12 protein-coding genes are annotated in these 17,376 nt (G+C 38.1%); 4 read left to right on the top strand and 8 right to left on the bottom strand.

The genetic code is table 11. The features are described 5' to 3' along the window. The 4 genes from MWU32_RS04320 to lysS all read right to left on the bottom strand — a co-directional run. Positions 1 to 2,142, bottom strand: a 2,142-nt coding sequence (locus tag MWU32_RS04320) for a zinc-dependent metalloprotease (RefSeq protein WP_246938113.1), incomplete at its 3' end; no start/stop codon positions are given. Between the two features lie 192 nt (positions 2,143 to 2,334). Next, on the bottom strand, positions 2,335 to 3,516 hold the full coding sequence (locus tag MWU32_RS04315; RefSeq protein ID WP_246938112.1) for a fibronectin type III domain-containing protein: 1,182 nt from the start codon (positions 3,514 to 3,516) through the stop codon (positions 2,335 to 2,337). 186 nt (positions 3,517 to 3,702) lie between these two features. Next, positions 3,703 to 4,278 (bottom strand): endonuclease/exonuclease/phosphatase family protein, encoded by a 576-nt coding sequence (locus MWU32_RS04310; RefSeq protein ID WP_246938110.1) that lies wholly within the window; start codon positions 4,276 to 4,278, stop codon positions 3,703 to 3,705. A 331-nt stretch (positions 4,279 to 4,609) separates the two neighbouring features. Then, complete coding sequence (gene lysS, locus MWU32_RS04305; RefSeq protein ID WP_246938108.1) at positions 4,610 to 6,298, bottom strand: lysine--tRNA ligase; 1,689 nt, start codon at positions 6,296 to 6,298, stop codon at positions 4,610 to 4,612. Positions 6,299 to 6,583: 285 nt separating this feature from the next. On the opposite strand from lysS, the gene MWU32_RS04300 reads away from it, so the two are divergent. From MWU32_RS04300 to MWU32_RS04290, 3 genes are all read left to right on the top strand, one after another. Beyond that, positions 6,584 to 6,742 carry a YqaE/Pmp3 family membrane protein gene (locus MWU32_RS04300; RefSeq protein WP_182206343.1) on the top strand — a complete coding sequence of 53 codons (159 nt, stop codon included), beginning with the start codon at positions 6,584 to 6,586 and terminating at the stop codon, positions 6,740 to 6,742. A gap of 365 nt (positions 6,743 to 7,107) precedes the next feature. Further along, entirely contained in the window at positions 7,108 to 7,824 is a 717-nt protein-coding gene (gene lipB, locus MWU32_RS04295) for a lipoyl(octanoyl) transferase LipB (RefSeq protein WP_246938106.1), read from the top strand. A gap of 2 nt (positions 7,825 to 7,826) precedes the next feature. After that, positions 7,827 to 8,306 (top strand): hypothetical protein, encoded by a 480-nt coding sequence (locus MWU32_RS04290; RefSeq protein WP_246938104.1) that lies wholly within the window; start codon positions 7,827 to 7,829, stop codon positions 8,304 to 8,306. A 51-nt stretch (positions 8,307 to 8,357) separates the two neighbouring features. Here MWU32_RS04290 and MWU32_RS04285 read toward each other — a convergent pair whose 3' ends face one another. From MWU32_RS04285 to MWU32_RS04270, 4 genes are all read right to left on the bottom strand, one after another. Continuing rightward, on the bottom strand, positions 8,358 to 9,407 hold the full coding sequence (locus MWU32_RS04285) for a nucleoid-associated protein (protein WP_246938102.1): 1,050 nt from the start codon (positions 9,405 to 9,407) through the stop codon (positions 8,358 to 8,360). Between the two features lie 114 nt (positions 9,408 to 9,521). Further along, positions 9,522 to 10,868, bottom strand: a complete 1,347-nt coding sequence (locus tag MWU32_RS04280) for an OmpA family protein (protein ID WP_246938100.1) — start codon at positions 10,866 to 10,868, stop codon at positions 9,522 to 9,524. A gap of 114 nt (positions 10,869 to 10,982) precedes the next feature. After that, on the bottom strand, positions 10,983 to 13,412 hold the full coding sequence (locus tag MWU32_RS04275) for a DUF3352 domain-containing protein (protein ID WP_246938098.1): 2,430 nt from the start codon (positions 13,410 to 13,412) through the stop codon (positions 10,983 to 10,985). A gap of 26 nt (positions 13,413 to 13,438) precedes the next feature. Beyond that, positions 13,439 to 14,041: a ribonuclease HII gene (locus MWU32_RS04270; protein WP_246938096.1), complete on the bottom strand. Its 603-nt coding sequence runs from the start codon at positions 14,039 to 14,041 to the stop codon at positions 13,439 to 13,441. Between the two features lie 200 nt (positions 14,042 to 14,241). Here MWU32_RS04270 and MWU32_RS04265 point away from each other — a divergent pair, with 200 nt between their 5' ends. Further along, complete coding sequence (locus MWU32_RS04265; protein WP_246938094.1) at positions 14,242 to 17,367, top strand: SusC/RagA family TonB-linked outer membrane protein; 3,126 nt, start codon at positions 14,242 to 14,244, stop codon at positions 17,365 to 17,367. Positions 17,368 to 17,376: the final 9 nt, after the last annotated feature.

Genomic DNA, 17,376 nt, shown 5'->3' with positions numbered 1-17,376 from the left:
CATGGCTAATAAACCATAAGCATCTTTTCCGTTGATCGTTTCATTTTCACTCATACGCTGCATTCTACCAAAATCAAGAATATTATCAAGTGTTCTGGTCTGCGTGCTGCGAATGCGCTCTAAGCTACCATCAAATTCAATCTTATTGAAAATATCATTGTCCAAAAGCCATTCTGGAGTGGTGAACAATTCTTTTTGAAGAAATTGTAAAGCCTCTTTTTGTTTAGCCTTGTCAACATGCGTATAAACGTCTCCTTCTTGATCGTAGGTTTTATAAATTTCATAGACTCCACCAATGTTCGCAGTGACGTGTCCCATATAGCGATTGTATTGGCCCAACACTTCGCCGTACATGGTTCCTAAATCATTATAATCCTTGCCATCTTCAGCAGTCCATTTGATGAGGTTTGGAACGATACGTTTTAAGTTGGCAATGCCGTAGGCACTCGCTTTCATCGCATCATCACCCAAATCTTCAGTTTGCGAGCTAGGGTCAATGACTCCACCACTTTGCTGTCTTCCAAAACGATACATTGGATCTCCAGCATGCTTTAGAATCCAGCTATCTAAGGTTTTCTTTTCGTCTTCTGGTGTTTCGGCATCCAAAATAGGACGGTAACCCCAAGAGATGGCATATTTGTCATACACCCCAATGTTTGGCATTAAGGCAACACCTTCATCACCTGGTTGTGCTACATAATTAAAACGCGCATAGTCCATAATGGATGGAGCAGTTCCATATTTTTTAGTGAATTCTGGATCACGCAAGTCGTCCACTTTATAAGCGGAGCTACTTCCCATATTGTGGGGTAAGCCTAAAGTATGTCCTACTTCGTGCGACGACACAAAGCGAATCAATCGTCCCATGATTTCATCTTTAAATCTCACACTTTGTGCCTCAGGATTGATGGCTGCCGTTTGTACAAAAAACCAGTTGCGCAACAAGGTCATAACGTTATGGTACCAGTTGATATCGCTTTCTATTATTTCGCCACTTCTAGGGTCGCTTACGTGCGGGCCATTGGCATTTGGGATCGGCGAAGCTAAATAACGCACTACAGAATAACGCGCATCTTCAGGACTCCAATCTGGATCCTCTTCAATTGTAGGTGGATCTTTGGCTATAATTGCATTTTTAAATCCGGCAGCTTCAAAAGCCACTTGCCAATCTTCAATACCCTCCTTGATGTATTTACGCCATTGTTCAGGAGTCGCCCTGTCAATATAGTAGACAATTTGTTTTTTAGGCTCTACCAATTCACCACGCTTAAATTTCTCAATGTCTTCATCCTTAACTTCAAGACGCCATCTATCCAAATAGGTGACTCTCTTGCTCTCATGGGCATCCAAACCGTAATCTATTTGTCCACTTGTAAACCAGCCGACACGTTGATCAAATATTCTACGTTTCATCGGTACTTTAGGTAATAGGATCATGGAGTTGTTGAGCTCTATGGAAATAGCACCACTGGTTGCATTGGAAGGGGGTTCACTAGCATTGTAGGTTTTTACATGGCGTGTTTCAATATTCAATGGGTAACTTTTAATACTCTCAATATACGAGAGGTCTGAGTCTAAACGGGTTACTTTATATTGTTTTCTACTTCGGTCAGGTAGACCTAAAGGCTTAACATCTTTATTAAATAAATCGGTAACATCAATTACGGTAGTCAACGAATCTTTACCAAAAGCTTTTATAGGAAAGCTGAATAGTACAGGTTCAAAGTTGGAATTCACGACCGCTTCGTGAACTGGTAATGTGTCATTGGCAACGACGTTGTGTGAAACCATGCGGAGTAAGACTCTTTTGCCTTTCTTTTGCCAACGCAACACTTGCTCGTCTTGTTTGCCACCACCAAAACCTAAGCCACTGGCTGTTTTGGCGATACGGGTTACTTTCAGCATTTCGCGTTCAAAAAGTGAATCGGGAATTTCATAAAAGTAAGTCTCGTCTATTTTGTGGACCGTAAACAATCCTGGATCACTTACAGCATCTTTAGTAATGACTTTGTTATACGGCTGGATGTCATTTTTTCCAGGTTTTTTAGCGGCGTCTGAAGCGGCACTACTAGATGGTGCTGATTTGGATGCTTTCTTGGAAGTTGAACATGATGCAACTAAAAAAAAGGACGCCAAAAACATCACACTAATGGAGATTTTTTTCAAAATGTTAGGAGTTTAAAAATTAAAAAAGTGAAAATAAGGAATACCTATCATTCAGAGGGTTTTACAATATATTTTAATATTTATTTAACTATTGAAAACCGCTTGTGCTTGGGATCAAAAAAGAATGTCTTGGTGATAAGACTACAGAATCATTAATTAATTGGATGTTCACAAAGAATTGACGTAAGCTTCAATTAGCGCATAGCCCTCTTGGTGGACCATAGAAGTACCAATTAGAGGCATGCTTACTCCAGGATTATAAAAACTTGTATAGCCTTTAATTGCACCTTTTGATATAGTTATTCCGGTGTTTTCAAATTCTGTTTCGTATTTCAGTTCTAAAGCACTGCGATCGTCACAACTACCACCAGAAGAATGACAATGTGCACAGTTAATATCAAAATAGGCTCTGGCGCGTTGATTTAGAGTATTTGATTGGTCTTGCCAATTGGGTAATACGGCAACGGTAGCAGGATCATTGAGTCCGGTTAACAAGTCACGATTGGTTAGTTGTTGTAGCTGATTAACACCATTTACAATAAAATTCATGCTGCGCAATTTAGGGCCAATAGGGTACACAACATCTGCATTGGTATGGCAAGTGAAACAATCTTGATTAGTAGGGATCTTATAGTTTACATTTTTGGAGTCGCCATCAATATTTATATAATTAATAGCAATATTGCCGCCTTCATAATCTAAAGTGGCCTCAGTTTGTTCACTGTTCCATTTGTAATTTGCCATTTCCCAGATGCCATTTTTAAGAATCAGCAAACGTGTTTCTATAATCGTTTTTCCTGCACTTTCGTTTCTGTCATCCGTATTGTAATAAAAGGTTTTTGAAATGACCGTATCATCAGGAAAATCTGGAAGCCCGTTGCCGGTAAAAGTCATAGATGTTCCGGGAGGCAATGCAATTAAACGTTGTTTATATGCGTAATCAGTAAACAATGATGAGGTCAGTTCGTATTCAAATGTCTTGTTATTGGGTTCCAAGTTCTTTAATTGACCTATATAGAGATTCATCTCTGATAAAGTTGCCCTAAATTCTGTAGACACCGGAGGGGTAGCAGTAGTGAATGTTTTGACGGAAGATACCATACTCGAATTGTTCACATCACAGAGGGAAAGAACGTAATAGTCGTAACTGGTATTTGGCTCAAGATTGGAAATGGTTATACTTTTTTTATCTGAGTTTAAGATGGTTCCTGAACCTAAAGTGAAATTGGAAGTCCCAAACTGAATTTCATAATTTCCAGAGTTGTTGGTATCATCCCAAGAAAGTGTGACGCTGTTGTGGCTAATATTGGTTTCAGATAAATTTGCTGGTATTGCACATATTTGGATCATGTCGTCTTCGTTTTTTTGACATGAGAATTGTAGCAATAATATTGCGGATAAGAATAAAACGTTCTTCATTTTGGTGTGTAGAAGCTGATTAATAGCGGATTGTGAATTTAATAAAAATCATGGCATTCTTTCGATAAAATCGTTATGTAACCAAAAAAAACCTATAAAAACCTAATTTTTAATATCTTATTTAAAATATCCTACCAGCATGGCGTGGTCAGAAACGTTGTAATAAAACTTTTGAAGTAGGATGGGACTTAGCGTTTTGACGGTATAAATTTGATCAATCTCAAGCAAGGGAATTCCAAAGGGCCAAGTGGCACTAAATCCCTGTCCGTAATCATGGAAGCTATTGTAATCGGTTTCGAAATTTCTGAAATGAACACTTTCATACGGTGTGTTGAAATCGCCGACAATAAGATCTACATTTCTTTCGGAAACTAATTGCAATACCGTTCCTAAAGTTTTTCGTTTATCCATTGTTGGTTTTTGAAAAGTGTCCGTAAGCGCAACTAATAAGGGGCCATTGGCAATCTCCATCTCCACAAAATTTATGTCATGGCTATATTCTTCAATGACATAAGTTATGTTTTTGATATGGCCTTTAACTCCAATCATCATATAGCCATCAAGAATTCGAAATTCATATGCCGGGAATTCCTCTGAGAGCTGAACAATGTCTTCTTGGGTGGCGTGTTCTGTTTCAACAAGAGCGATAATGTCAGGCTGAATTTTATTGATGTTTTTTGAAAGTATAGCCATGGGGATTGTGGGTTTATCCGCAGCATTCCAAAAAATAACGGAAGTGGCATCTTCTGGTATTTCAACATGTCTTGGGAAAATATAAGCATTGCGGAACCATGCAATATTAAGTACTATTATGAGGCAGATTAAAAAGATAAAATATGCTTTTGACCTGTAGAATAAAATGGTAATAATACTTCCAATAAAAATTATAATAGGCAGGGGAAAGGCATAGAAAATAATTTGAAGAAATTGGAAATGATCCTTTAGGATAAAATGTACAAGTAATAAAAAAGCATATGCAAACAATGCACATGCTCTTAATATTACAAAAATTTTCATCATGATATTAGATGATATCTACAAATAAACCGGCTTCAGTTTTATCCACTTTGGCAAGTTTGTTTTTTGTCAGGCCTTTTATAGTTGCATCCCACTTTTTGTTGCTCAATCCTGATTGGGCTTTTAAGGTGTTTAAATCGATTGGCGCATTAGACTTTAAAAGGGTCAGCACCGCTTTTTCTTCATCCGTCATTGCTACAGCCTTCTTTTCTGGCTTCATTTGAGGGAAGAACAACACTTCCTGTATGGATTGGTTATTGGTTAAATACATGATAAGACGATCCATACCTATGCCCATTCCTGATGTTGGAGGCATTCCGTATTCTAAGGCCCGTAAGAAATCGTAATCAATCATCTCAGTAGCTTCGTCATCCCCTTTTTGAGCCAATTCCATTTGATGTTCAAAACGCTCACGTTGGTCAATAGGGTCGTTCAGTTCAGAATAGGCATTGGCGATTTCCTTACCGCAGACCATCAATTCAAAACGCTCAGTAAGTTCCGGATTGTCGCGATGTTCCTTGCATAACGGACTCATTTCCTTTGGATAATCCGTAATGAATGTGGGTTGGATATAATTGCCTTCGCACTTTTCGCCAAAAATTTCATCGATCAATTTCCCTTTACCCATTGTTTCATCCACGGCAATGCCCATATCTTGAGCCGCTTTTCTGATGTCATCTTCAGATTTTCCGGTAATATCAAAGCCGGTAAAATGCTTAATGGAATCTGTCATGGTGACACGGGCATATGGTGCTTTGAAATCGATCTTGTGCTCGCCAAAAGTTGCTTCGGTGGAACCATTTACGGCAATGGCGCAATGTTCTAACAATTGCTCACAAAAATTCATCATCCAATTGTAGTCTTTGTAGGACACATAGATTTCCATCGCTGTAAACTCCGGATTATGGGTACGGTCCATGCCTTCGTTTCTGAAATTCTTTGAAAACTCATAAACGCCGTCAAAACCTCCAACAATAAGACGTTTCAGGTAAAGTTCGTTGGCAATTCGCATGTATAACGGAATATCCAAACTATTGTGGTGCGTTACAAACGGACGCGCAGCTGCACCTCCTGGGATGGGTTGCAAAATAGGAGTTTCTACCTCAAAGTAGCCAGCATCATTAAAAAACTGACGCATGGCATTGTATAACTTGGTACGTTTGATAAATACCTTTTTAACCTGAGGATTGACCACCAAATCGGCATAACGTTGTCTGTAGCGTTGCTCAGGATCTGTAAATGCATCATAGATCACACCATCCTTTTCCTTTGGCAGTGGCAAGGGTTTTAGAGATTTACTCAATAAAGTAAAATGTTTGACTTTTACTGTTTTTTCGCCGACTTGAGTTGTAAATAATTCCCCTTCAATCCCGATGAAATCACCAAAGTCCAATAGTTTTTTAAATACTTCGTTGTACAAGGTTTTATCGTCACCAGGACAGATTTCATCTCTGTTGAAATACGCTTGGATTCTGCCTTCAGAATCCTGTATCTGGGCAAAGCTTGCTTTCCCTTGAACTCTTACGGACATCAATCGACCAGCAATGACAACTTTCTTGCCTTCTTCAAATTGCTCTTTCACCTGTTTGGACGTATGGTTTACAGGATATAAATCGGCTGGATATGGATTAATGCCCATGTCACGTAATACGACTAATTTCTCTCTTCGAATGAGTTCTTGTTCTGAAAGTTGCATGCTGTTAAATTTTAATGTGCAAAATTACACTTTTTTAAAAAATAAACCTCCTTCTTTCATGGATAGATTGGCTTTTTGGTGGTTTATTCAGAGAAAGATTTTAATAAATGGTGAAGTTGTTTGATTTTAGCAGTGCTTTTCAATTTTTTAATGGTTTTTGCATTTCCTTCAACTTATAAAAAGACTGTTTATAAGTAGAATTCCGTAACAAACCTTAAGTTTAAGCGTCTTATTGGTACACCATCTTAACGGAAGGTTTATCAATCATCAAAAATCAATATAATCATGAGTATTTGGAGGGTCATTCTTTCTATAATTTGTCCACCTTTGGCTGTTCTTGACCGGGGATGTGGCTCTATTGTTATTGTCTTTTTATTGTGGCTCTGTGGATGGGTCCCTGGAGTTATTGCGGCCTTGGTCATCTTGAACAACCCGAAGCGGTAGTTTTTAGATGGCGGTCTTCAGTCTCAGCGGCGGTCAATGATGATTCGTTCATTTATGAGGTGGTTATAGCTTGATAATCGCCTCTATTTTTTATATGACAAATAACTCTTATAAACCATAGAATTATAAGATCATATTCATACATCATCCATACACTATCCATACACTATCCATACACTATCCATGGAGTATATACGCTATACCTATTTTTGTGCCCCGTCCTTTTCAACCGCATGTTTTGAGCTCTATTCGTTGTTCTTTGAGGGACCAACTGGCGTGAGATGGGAATCAATAAATTCAATTGGAACATCTTTTTTGAAGATCCGTTACCCATCATCCATCCAAAATAGTTTAAATTTGTTGGCATGAATAAAATTGTTGAAGTTCAAGATTTAGGTCATAATGATTATAAATCGACGTGGGATTATCAAGAGGGATTGTTTAAGTCTGTTATAGATACAAAAATTAAGAATAGAAGAGAGGATAGCAACTTAGAGACACAGAACTATTTTTTGTTTGTAGAACATCCACATGTATATACCTTGGGTAAAAGTGGTGATTTCTCACATCTGTTATTGAATGAAGAGCAACTGGCCCAAAAAGGCGCCACTTTTTATAAAATTAACCGGGGAGGAGACATAACCTATCACGGTCCAGGGCAAATTGTGGGTTACCCGATTTTGGATCTGGAGAACTTTTTTACCGATATTCATAAATACTTGCGATTACTTGAGGAAATGATCATTTTGACCTTGACGGAATACGGGTTAAAAGCTGAACGAAGTCCGGGAGAAACTGGTGTTTGGTTAGGTGTGGGAACGCCGTTTGCACGGAAGATTTGCGCCATGGGTGTCAGGGCGAGCAGATGGGTGACGATGCACGGATTTGCGTTGAACGTAAATGCCGATTTGGGCTATTTTGACAATATCATTCCGTGTGGTATTCGTGGCAAAGCCGTTACCTCATTGAATGTAGAATTAGGTATTGATAAGGTGGATGAATCAGAATTAAAAGCAAAACTCTTAAAGCATTTTATAGCCCTGTTTGATGCCGTGCCTCATTATAAAAAGAGCGTATTGTAGATATGGGACACCTCCAAAAGATCATTTTATTGGTTTTAGTTGTGCCCTTGGGCTTGTTTCCTGGGGGACTGATCTCTTATGTCTTGATGTATGAAGAACTGAAATTTGAAACCTCAATGTGGATTCCGATTGGAATGACGGTTTTGGGGATCGGCAGTTTTATTTTTCACTTTAAAACCAAAAGCTTTTACAGATTGGTCAGAAAAGACGACGAATTGCCAAGCGTAGATCTGTTGTTATGGATTTTAAATATCGCTTTCGGAATGGTTTATATCCTGCTCTCTTTTTTCATGATTTATATTATGTATATATTTAGGGAAGAAAAAAACTGGTTTATGATGTTGATAGCCATCATTCCTATGTTAATTGCAGGAATATGGACCGTTTTTGAGGCATTTTATCTTAATAGATTGATCCGGATCCATAAATATGTCCATCGCCATTCTGACATAGAAAATATCAAAGGAAATATCACTGAATAGGATCTTGGTCTGCAAGAAATTCACTTTTTTTTTAAAAAATCGTAAATCCTGTTAGCTTTCCTCATTAAAAAACACCTTGTAATAATGCATTTTTTTAATGTCGTCGTAGCCGCGTTCCAAATATTCAGCAGAAGCATCAGGAGCGTCAACATCTAATTTGATCTGTATATTGGTGTCCAATTTAATTTCCGTCTTAATCTTCTGTCTTTGTTTTTTTAGAACATTTTCGGAAACATCAAACTGGTTGCGGATGATCAATGCGCGATCGGTTTCGAAACCTTTTTTATAATCCTCAAAAAGATCTTTGTACTTATCATCTTCAAAAACATCATCTTTAAAGTTTTCAACGTTGATCACTTCGTTTTCCTTGAAATAATCGATGGTCTTGGCCAAAAACGTGCTTTTTTCCTGAATTCCTAAGCTCGGTTTTAAAACATCTTCAGAAAAATCCCTACAGAGTTCAATGTAATTTTTGGTGTGTTGGTTGTGGTCATCGGGATACTTTATGTTGAGAAAGTGCTTGATCCAATATTGGGTGTCGTACGAATTGTTATCAACGCTCAGTATGATATTGCCTTCTGTATCTGAAGTGTTTAATATAAGGCAGCCTTTATCCACTTTTTTCGTTGGAATTCCTTTTTGGGTGATAAGATCATAGCTGTTGTTTTCCAAATAGGTTTGGAAGAATTCTGCTCTATTTTCAATTTTGAAGATGCCGATAGCTTTGACAAACATATCGTCATATTGAATGTCCTCGAAAACACATACCAATACGTCTCCCGTCTTTATTTGGGACGAATTACTTTGCTCAAACAAGTGGGTGACCACATGTTTTGAAATTTCTATAAAGTTGCTTTCGTCGGCAAACAGCTGGGTCGCGTAAGTGTTGATTTCGTTCAGGTTAATGTTGGAGTGGTGATTGAACCGATAGCTCTCTACCAAACTTCCAAAAGGACGCAGTAAATAGCCCAGCATCAAGTCGTAACTGACTTCGTCGAAATCCAGCTCCTGTTCAGAAAAGGCGTTTTTAGTACTGTTAAACTTGTTGCCAACCTTGTGGAGGATTGCTTTTGAAATAGAGGCCTTGGTACGTTTGATCATGTCAGAATCTTTGCATTTTGAAGTCTGCAATACTACATAATTTTGACTGAATACAAATAGAAAACGCCAAGGATTTTCCTTGACGTTTTAAAAAACATGGAGATTTACTTAATACTAAATTTTGATAAATTCGACACGTCTATTTTGCGCTTTGCCATCGGGGGTGGCGTTGTCGGCTACTGGGGCATTCGCGCCTTTGCCGTCCGTTTGGAGTCGGTCTGGTGAAATGTTGTAAAGATTTATCAAAGCATTTTTGACAGACTCAGCCCGCTGTTTTGATAAAGTCATATTGGCATCACTGTTGCCATCAGCATCGGTATGGCCAACAATGGTGAGTTTCATATTTTCATCTTGTAATAATACTTGCGAAACCTGTAATACGATCCCCAAGGATTGCGGTTTTATATTGGCCGAACCGGAGTCAAAAAGGATACCGTTGGTAGAAATTTTACCTTCAGACAATAATTTCCTTCGTAAGTCTTCCCCGCCGTCCGCAACCTTAAGATTGCTAATAAATAGTCGCTCTTCGCCCTCTTTAAGACCTTTCACATTGAACTTTAAATGTTTTAATACATTCAATTCTGCAACCATTCGTGGGATGTCTAAGTATTTTGTTTCATTGACCCAAAGTCGGTAACGATTTCTGGTGACCGCAATGGCGATATGAGGTTGATTAAGTAAGGCTTCTCTAATATCGGCTGCAACTTTACTGTCAATGCCACCACTTTTGTTATTGAAAATATTTGTGGAGTGAATGCCGTAGGTGTTATATTGGCATAGTGATAATGAGCTTTGAATATAATTGTCTGAGTACTTCCGTAGAGCATCTGAATCAGTTAAAGAGATTTGCAGATAGGAACTGGAAGAAGTATTTTGACTGAAACCTTGGGTGACGATATCGAACTCAATCGTATAATCCTCTGGCAGGTCTTTTACATCAGGAATATAGAAAACGGAATGTCCTGAATTTAGTTCAAACCAATTGCCTTCCACATTATTTATTTTCACCACTTCACCTGAACCATTGGTATTCCATTTTGACGGGAAGTCACCAATAAAATCCTGTGAAAAGTCGTCATAGAACAACACCTTGTCCCCGGGCACAAAATCGTATTTGCTGTACACCTCAAGGCCGTCTGAGATATTTTTTTTATTGGCGGTTTTTGAGGTCTGGGAATTGCTGTCGCCACTGGTTGATTGATTGTTAACGGAGTGGTCTGATTCATTTGAAGGCGATTCATTTGAAGGCGATTCATTGGACGGTGGCTTTTGACTTGGATCCAGTATGGAGTCCATCATCTTGCCGGTTTCTTTTTCAGTTTTCCTCTCTAATTTTCGTTCGACGGTTCGTTCGGCACTTTTTTGTATTTTTTTCCATATTTGGGCATTCGCTGTAGGCGTCATAAATAGCCCAATAAGGGCAAAGCCAAAAATAGTTTTTAAAGAAAAAAGGGTTTTCATTTCTATATAGTGTAAATTAAGCGTTAATAGCAAATTTTAATATAGTAAGAAACCATCTTTAAACGAAGGGAAACTGTATGGTTGGTATGACTTTATGTGTGAATGGTAGAAAGGTTAATTTATCTGGTAAATAATGATGCCGTTTTGATCGCCTTTTGTGACAAATTCAGGGCTCTTTCCTTTGTCGATATTGTTAAGGTCAATAGTAGAATTTCCGTAAACTGGAAAGTTGCTAATGCTCTTTCCTAAGCTATCAAAGAGATAGACCTTCTTGGCCTGTAAATCGGTAACCGATACATAAATCTTATCGTTGACATAAAAGATTTTTGGTGGTGTGTAATCTCCAAAATCGAGCTCTACTTTATGGGTTTTGATATGCAGAATGTTGTCGGAAAGTGTGACTAAGGTCTTACTGGTTGCAGTGATGCTGTGTTTCTCTCCCAAATTTAGATTACTACTGCTCATGTTGCCGTTTTCATCAATTTGGACAAGATCCCCATTAGCTGTCGTTGTAGTAAATTTATTGTCGTATAAGTAAATGCCACTATCGCTGAAGTTGATGTTGTTCTTTACGTTGACGCGTGTTTTTCCTACCCGACTCAATATTTCGAGTTCCTTGCCTTGCACAAAAACGATATAATCCTTTCTGCCAATTCTGAAATGTTGAGGTTGTGTATTAATGGTGTTTTCTGCTTTTTTGTAGTTAAATCCGCTCACAATATTTCCTTGTTTGTTGTACAATAAAACAGATGAGCCCTGAGTGACCATCAACCTGTAATCTCTGTTTTTATCATAATCAAAGACTGATAGAGGCTGGGTAATCTGATCTCTAAACTTTAAAGGGAATTTGCCGACATTCTTTCCATTACGGTCTAAAACATAAACCTGATGCTCAGTGGCAAATGCCAATTGGAGTCGTCCGTTTTTATGGATATCTATTTGTTCAATTTTTCCTAAAATCTTGCTGTCCAATTGCTTTTTCCATTGCACCTTGCCGTCCTTGGAAATAAGATATAAATTGTTGCCAATGTCTTGCACCACTACTTCCATTTGGTTGTTGGTGTGGTTATTTACAAATTGAGGATTGGTCAATACGTCGGCGTCGAGAGTTATGCTAACGTCTTCATAAACCGAATTGGAGGTAAATTTTTTCTTATTTTTCTGCAGAATGGCATGGACATGGGCAAAATCGGTTTCAAATACAAATTGAATGGCAGATGCATTGAAACCATCCGGATTGAGGGTGTTCTCAGAATCGAAATTTGAATTGAGAATGTCTTTTAGATGATTGGCATTACCGTAAGCAAACAATGACGACTCGTCACTCAATTCATCCATAAGGTCTTCAAAAGCATGAGAGGTATAGAGTGTTGCATTGTTTTGATAACTGCTAATGACCTCTTTTAGGAGTTCCATATCATCTGAAAACACAAGATAATCATCAATATTGACAAACTTTGTGGCATTAGTGTAAGTGATCAATGGTGAAAATAAATTAGAAAAAAAATCAGGTTTATCAAAAGAATAAATAGCGATGCCACGATAGGTGTCAATATTGTTTTCTTCTCCAAAAAATGCGCTCATATTTTCGGCATCGATACTGGTCAAAACGACAGCTTGTTGTTTGTTCTTATATATAACTCCGGCTTCTAAAACACTTTCAAAGAGTGGTTCGCTTAATATAGAATCTTGTTTTCTGAACTTAGAAAGATTGTCTTGGAAGGTCTTAAAACTGTGAAATGAAAAGCTCAAGAATCCATCACTATCAGGCGGGCATATTTTAGGTAATGAATTTTCTTGGGGGAAGGTGTTTTTAAAAATATTAATCAAGCTTTTAGAAGAATCCTTAGCAATGGTAATCCCATCAAATTTGAGTTGATCCTGTGTTAAGTCGGCATCCAGTAAAAGATAATTGGTGAGCTGAACCTTGTTAAGTTGCTCATCGAAGAAGAATTTTGGTTGAAAAGCTTTTTCCTTGGTATTGATTAAAATGGATAGGGATTCTCCGTTTGAAGTTGTCTTAAACAATTCCTTTAACGACGGGTCTGTGTCCTTTTGTTTAAATGCTGCTTCGGTAAGCACCCTATCATTTGAGGCAAAAAAAACACTGTCTTTAACGATGCTATAGATGACTTCATCCTCAATGGTGGTTTTAGTTAAAGAGTGGCCTTTTAAGGAGATGGTTTCTACTGAATAGTTGCGAAGAGAATCTAATTTAAAAAGATCCGTATGATATTTTGTGATCACTGAGACTTGGAGGCTGTCTGTTTTGTTTTTTCCAAAGGCAATAAATAGATCCTCTGAGGGTTTAAGATGCTTAAGAAAATCGAGTTTTCTGTTTAATTGATCAAGTGAAGATTTCCCTGAAAATTGACTGAGTAAACTATTGTTTTTAAATACGCTGCCTAAACCTTCAATCGATGTTGTCTTCATGACCACAGAAGCATGACTAGGCACCAATGAGATGAGATTGGAATGCTTATGGATGTCGCTTTTACAACTTATGATCAGTATAAATGTCAACAGTAAACAAATATTTCGCATATCGATTTTTTTGTAAATATAAAAAGTTAGAGTGGCAAGTGTAATTGTTGGGGCAATAATCTAAAGGTTTTTCTGTGATAAGGCGTAATGCCGTATTTTTTTATTGCCTCGCGATGTTCTTTCGTTGGATAGCCTTTGTTTTGTCTCCAATTGTACATGGGGAATTCTTCGTGGATTTGACACATATACGCATCTCTGTTGGTTTTGGCCAAAATAGAAGCGGCCGCAATATTAAGATGTTTACTGTCGCCTTTAATGATGGTTTCGTGAGGGATGTCTGCAAATGGCTTAAATCTATTGCCATCAACACTTATAAATGTCGGCACTGTTTTTAATCCACCAATAGCCTTATGCATGGCTAAAATGGAAGCGTTCAAGATGTTGATTTCGTCAATTTCTTCAGGATAGACATGTGCAAACGCGAACGACACAGCATCTCTTTCAATGATAGATTTCAGGAAATTGCGTTTATCTTCCGATAGTTGTTTTGAGTCATTCATCATTAGACTCTCAAAGGTCTCGGGTAGGATAACTGCCGCCGCCGTAACTGGGCCTGCAAGGCAACCGCGGCCTGCTTCATCCGTTCCACATTCTAAAGAATTTGATGTAAAAGAAAGTTTGAGTTTCAAGTTTCAAAAATTTAAAAAAAATTTGAACAAAGTTAAAATTTTTAAAGAAGCAATTGACGATTGTAAGAGTTTATTGACATTAACTCATTAATTTAATCATTAGCAGATGAAACGTTAAAGTTTTAACTATTTTTAACAATTGTTTTGCGGTTTTAAGATATTATTTAGAAGTTTGTGAAAACTAACTTAAATATGAATTCATGAAAGTAAAATTACTAGGATTAATGACGCTATGTATGACACTTGTAATGCAAGTGTCTTTAGCGCAAGAGAAGACCGTTTCAGGAACGGTGACGTCCGTTTCAGATGGATTGCCAATCCCTGGAGTAAATGTCATAGTTAAGGGTACCACTCGTGGTGTTCAAACAGACTTTGACGGTAACTATTCCATCAGGGCCAGTGTTGGTGAGGTTTTGGCATTTTCTTATGTTGGGATGCAAACTGCGGAAGCTGTTGTAGGTGCGAGCAACACCATAAACATGGGCTTAAGCATTGACGGCGCGCTAGACGAAGTGGTTGTCGTGGCATTTGGAACTACAACCAAGGAAGCTTTTACAGGTTCTGCCTCGGTTATTAAGGCGGAGGAGCTGGAGTTGAGGTCTTTAACATCCCCTATTTCAGCAATAGAAGGGAACACTACTGGTGTCCAATTCCTGTCAGCATCTGGTCAGCCAGGTTCGTCTCCAAGTATAGTCATTAGAGGAGTAGGTACACTTAATGGTACAACAGACCCACTTTATATTGTGGATGGAATTTCGTATCAAGGAGGGTTGAATACTATCAACCAGAATGATATCGAAACCATAACGGTTTTAAAAGACGCAGCATCAACGGCGCTTTACGGGTCGCGTGCTGCAAATGGTGTAGTGATCATTACCACCAAAAAAGGTAAAAAAGGATCCGCTGTTAAAGTAGATTTTACAACTCAATTTGGGGTCATCACTAAAGCTATAGATGATTACGATCAAGTAACTCCAGGTGAATATTATGAGCTGATGTTCCAGTCTTATAAGAATTCATTGAGTGGTGCTGACGCAGCTCAGGTTGCTTCATCCACTATTTTTAATCGTTTGGGAAGAAATCCTTTTAATGTTCCTAATGATCAAATCGTAGATGTGAACGGGAATATTAATCCAAACGCAAGAGTCATTGCGGAAGATTTAGATTGGTATGATGCCTTGGAAAGAACCGGAACCAGAGAAAGTCATTCTATTAACGTATCTGGTGGTGGTGAAAACTTTTCAACGTTTTTTTCTGCCTCTAACTTAAAAGAGAAAGGATATGTTATAGAAAGTGATTATCAACGAACTACAAGTCGATTGAGTGGAACTTATGATCCAACACGATGGTTGTCTATGGGTGGTAACGTTAATATAGCGGTAGAAGAATCGCATGGACCACCATCAAGGGGATCATCAATAGCTAACGTTTTTAGTTTTGCTAAAAACATGGGGTCTATTTATTCTCCATATTTATTGGATCCAAATACCGGTCAATATATCTATGACGAAAACGGTAAGCGTAGATGGGATAGAGGAGAAAGTATCAGTGAATTGGGAATTCAATCCAGACCAACTAGCGTAGGTCGTAATGCCTTGGAAGAAGCTATTTTAAACAATGAAGAAACCAAGAGAAATAACTTCGGATTTAGATACAATGCTGATTTGACCCTCACAAAAGGTCTTAAATTTGGAGTGATCTATGGTAAGGATTTTCAAGATCAGATCAACCACAGTTATGAGAACGCTGAAGTTGGTGATGGCGCTCCTACGGCAAGATTTGAAGATGCTCGATTCAGAAGAACGGTTGAAAACTTCAGTCAGTTGTTGACCTATGGTAATTCTTTTGGATTTCATAGTCTTGACGTTACTTTAGGACATGAAAGCTTTGATAGACATTTTTCGTCCAACAGGATTTTTAAAGGAACACAAACCGTAGCAGGTATTTACGAAGGTTCAAACTTCTCGGTTATTCTGGATGCGGATGGTAGTAGTACAGACTATAGACTTGAAGGATATTTTGCAAGGGTCAATTATGACTATGACCATAGATACTACTTAAGTGGTTCTGTAAGAAGAGACGGATCTTCTGTTTTCACCAATAATAAATGGGGATCGTTTTTCTCAGTTGGTGCATCATGGAGAATTAGTCAGGAAGAGTTCATGAAGGATGTGTCTTGGATCAATAATTTAAAGCTTAGAGGTTCTTACGGTGAGGTTGGAAATGACCAGTTAGGAAATTACTATATCTCACAACCGTTATATGCTATTTATCCTAATGCTGGTGCTCCTGGAATTTTTTGGGACTCTACTGGAAACGCAGATTTACTTTGGGAAACCTCTGAAAGTTTTGATGTGGCTTTAGAATTCGGATTGTTTGATAATCGTTTGACAGGATCATTTGAATACTATAAGAAAGTTTCTTCTGACCTTTTATATAATGTCCCGATTCCTGGATCTGAAGGTCAAATTCAAGCGCCTGACAATGTGGGTGATTTATTCAATGAAGGCTTTGAATTGGGTCTAAATGCCCGTATTGTTGACAATGAAAGTTTTTCTTGGGATTTGGGGATTCAGGCCTCTACTTTAAAGAATGAAATTACTGCCCTTCCAGATCCATTTATTGATGGTTCCAAACGTTGGGACGTAGGACGCTCAAGATTTGAGTTCTTCATTTATGATTACGCAGGTGTTGATCCAGCTAATGGTGATGCTCTATATTATATGTATGAAGAGGTGGATGGAAAAGTAGGTGTTCCTATTATGAATTCAGATGGCACCCAAGCTACAACCAATATATATCAAGATGCTGGTAAAGGGTACGTCGGAGCGTCTTCGGTTCCAGATGTCATTGGTTCAATTTCCAACGGATTAAAATATAAAAATATTGGTCTTAACTTCTTGTTCACCTACCAAATTGGAGGAGATATCTTAGACTATGGTTATGCTAATATGATGCATGAAGGTGAGTATGGAGCGTCGTTGCATCCAGATGCACTTAGAACATGGAAAAATCCTGGAGATGTTACAGATGTTCCACGTATGCAAAATGGTAGTAGTAATTTAGCGCCAACCCTAACTTCAAGATGGTTGACGGACGCCTCATACCTGTCGCTAAGAAACGTGACCTTATCCTATAACTTGAATGATGATGTTGCAAACAAAATTGGGATCGATAGATTAAGATTGTTTTTATCTGGTGAAAATATATTCATTATTAATGAAAGAAAAGGATTAGATCCGCAGTACAATCTTTCTGGTACACCAAGTGGTAATGACTATAACCCAAATAGAGTGATATCAGTAGGTCTGAATGTTGCGTTTTAAGAAAATTTT

The sequence above is a fragment of the Gelidibacter sp. F63206 genome (assembly GCF_023015735.1).
This window is presented reverse-complemented; position numbering and strand designations above follow the sequence as displayed.

Coding starts and splice junctions, on each gene's coding strand:
- MWU32_RS04310 (WP_246938110.1), bottom strand. CDS start 4,278: ATGGCTATACTTTCAAAAAACATCAATAAAATTCAGCCTGACATTATC.
- MWU32_RS04285 (WP_246938102.1), bottom strand. CDS start 9,407: ATGATCAAACGTACCAAGGCCTCTATTTCAAAAGCAATCCTCCACAAG.
- MWU32_RS04265 (WP_246938094.1), top strand. CDS start 14,242: ATGAAAGTAAAATTACTAGGATTAATGACGCTATGTATGACACTTGTA.
- lysS (WP_246938108.1), bottom strand. CDS start 6,298: ATGCAACTTTCAGAACAAGAACTCATTCGAAGAGAGAAATTAGTCGTA.
- MWU32_RS04300 (WP_182206343.1), top strand. CDS start 6,584: ATGAGTATTTGGAGGGTCATTCTTTCTATAATTTGTCCACCTTTGGCT.
- lipB (WP_246938106.1), top strand. CDS start 7,108: ATGAATAAAATTGTTGAAGTTCAAGATTTAGGTCATAATGATTATAAA.
- MWU32_RS04280 (WP_246938100.1), bottom strand. CDS start 10,868: ATGAAAACCCTTTTTTCTTTAAAAACTATTTTTGGCTTTGCCCTTATT.
- MWU32_RS04290 (WP_246938104.1), top strand. CDS start 7,827: ATGGGACACCTCCAAAAGATCATTTTATTGGTTTTAGTTGTGCCCTTG.
- MWU32_RS04315 (WP_246938112.1), bottom strand. CDS start 3,516: ATGATCCAAATATGTGCAATACCAGCAAATTTATCTGAAACCAATATT.
- MWU32_RS04275 (WP_246938098.1), bottom strand. CDS start 13,412: ATGCGAAATATTTGTTTACTGTTGACATTTATACTGATCATAAGTTGT.